Here is a 2,181-nt window from a genome sequence, read left to right on the forward strand (position 1 = left end):
CTGCAGTGGTTCCCGCCAACAGCGACTTGCCTCGTTCCCCCCATGAGCGACTGCCGTGGTTCCCCCCCTGAGCGACTGCCGTGTTTCCCCCCATGAGCGACTGCCGTGTTTCCCCCCATGAGCGACTGCCGTGGTTCCCCCCATGAGCGACTGCCGTGGTTCCCCCCATGAGCGACTGCCGTGGTTTCCCCCATGAGCGACTGCATCAAGACATTGACTGGCAGACAATCTTGTCAGTGTCGTAAATCTCGAATCCAAAGAAACCATATTGCTTGTGCTATTTTGGTGTGGAATTTTCTGAAAAGACTAGCTTACTTGACTAAATGTACAGTTTATAAAATTAAGCCCCAAAGTTTATATTCATATTTAACTAAAGAACTTAAAAAACCTTCTTTAGTTATGAATTTAGTCTGATCAGAATCTACTCCATATCTGGTGTCTTTGCGTAAGTCCTGTCTCCAGCTAAATCCGAAGTTGGAGTGACTTTTACAGAGATATGACCAGAAGACCTTAATCACTCGTTAGTACCATGACTCAATCCACAGCAAAAACCTATTCCCGTCTGAAAGTATTTCTAGCAACTACTGCGACTACTTTGGCTGGTATGCTGGCGACTACTGGTGCAGCTAATGCAGCTAGTATCACCCATACTCAGACCATTGAATGGCGACCGACAACTGTTGATAAATTTTTCATTCTCCCCAAATTCGATGAGGCTTTGGGGACTCTCGAAAGTGTCACGATTGACCTGATCGGATTTGTCCAGGGAAATGCCCGTGCGGAAAGTCAGGAAGGCGCTCCAAGTACAGTAACCTTGGATCTGGCATCTAAAATTGCCTTAATCTTGAGTGAACCTGATATTACCCTAGTTGAGGTGAAGCCCCTAGTTTTAGAACAGGTTGGTCTCTCTAGCTATGACGGTGTACTTGATTTCGCAGGATCTTCTGGAGTCACATTGCCTGAGCGTACCGCTTCGGATAGCACAAGTAATACGTTTATGTCTGGGCTAGGAAGAGTTGAAAATTATTTATTATTGCTTTTGCCATAGTGTATCAACCGAAGTTCCACTAAACTGGAAACTTCGGTTTTATGTTGTTTAGAGCTGATTTGTAAACAAAATCTTAAGCAGCTAATCGACGAGTCATTAGACGAATAAAAGAACCATAAATCATGGCTTCACTGCTTTGTGTATACAGTTCATAGTCCTTACTCAAGCGTCGATATCGATTCATCCATCCAAAACTACGCTCTACAATTCCTAGTTTTGGCAACACCTCAAATTGTTTCGATTTTCGTTCAATGACCTCGACTCGGACTTTTTCCCCACAAACCTGTTGCACAGCCTGTCTAAAATTTGGGCAACAGTTGCCTTGATCGACCCAAACTACTTCCAAACGTGACAACTTACTCTTGGCTTGATGTAAAACAACCACCGCTCCTAAGCGTTCAGAGCCATTGGCTTCGGTCACCAAAACTCCAATCATCAAACCTTGGGAATCAACCACTATGTGCCTCTTACGGCCTTTAACTTTCTTGCCACCGTCATGCGCCGTAGACTTCCCCCTTTTTTCCGTTGTCTTCACTGACTGGGAATCAGCGATTCGGGGAAAGCCCGACGCTACGCGAACGCAACGGTGGAATCCGAATCCCGCCCCATTCTCCCTCGGAGGAGGTAACGTAGTTGATCGTGAATTTTTTCCCAGATCCCTTTGCGTTGCCATTTTTGAAAGTAGCCATAGACCGTGGTGTGAGGTGGTAAGTCATGAGGCAGCATTTCCCACTGGCATCCACTGCGTTGAACATAGAAGATCGCGTTGATAATCTCGCGCAGGTCTACGGTTCTTGGATGCCCAAATCCTTTGGGTTTCGGCAGCAATGGTTCAAGCACCATACATTCGGCATCACTTAAGTCACTCGGATCAGGTTGACGTTGAGGATTAGCGATCGCAGGCAAACGACTCATCTTAACAGGGTAAGAACTCGGCTTATCTTAGGTTAAAGCCTACATCACCAAACACATGAGGCTTCTTTATATTCTCTTTACGAATTAGCTCTTAGTGATTATAGTCATTTCAAATAACAATGGAACACTTTTTCGTATGAAACCCTTTTATAGCAATAAATAGTTTTCTCAATATAAATTGAAATCACTATAGCTTCCGGCAAAAGAAGCCCCACAAC

General features: G+C 44.9%; 1 protein-coding gene and 3 pseudogenes. 2 read left to right on the top strand and 2 right to left on the bottom strand.

The window, feature by feature from the left end:
- A pseudogene (locus tag F6K37_RS39135) lies at positions 1-228 on the bottom strand (hypothetical protein); the annotation flags it as partial.
- On the opposite strand from F6K37_RS39135, the pseudogene F6K37_RS39140 reads away from it, so the two are divergent.
- Together F6K37_RS39140 and F6K37_RS39145 are read left to right on the top strand one after the other, a co-directional pair.
- A pseudogene (locus F6K37_RS39140) lies at positions 205-414 on the top strand (IS701-like element ISPlag1 family transposase); the annotation flags it as partial. The pseudogenes F6K37_RS39135 and F6K37_RS39140 overlap by 24 nt on opposite strands.
- Positions 415-529: 115 nt before the next feature.
- Positions 530-1,048 (top strand): choice-of-anchor E domain-containing protein, encoded by a 519-nt coding sequence (locus F6K37_RS39145; protein ID WP_008179897.1) that lies wholly within the window; start codon positions 530-532, stop codon positions 1,046-1,048.
- Between the two features lie 73 nt (positions 1,049-1,121).
- Here F6K37_RS39145 and F6K37_RS39150 read toward each other — a convergent pair.
- A pseudogene (locus F6K37_RS39150) lies at positions 1,122-1,963 on the bottom strand (IS5 family transposase).
- Positions 1,964-2,181: the final 218 nt, after the last annotated feature.

Source organism: Moorena sp. SIO4E2, assembly GCF_010671945.1.
Taxonomy (GTDB): Bacteria; Cyanobacteriota; Cyanobacteriia; order Cyanobacteriales; family Coleofasciculaceae; genus Moorena; species Moorena producens.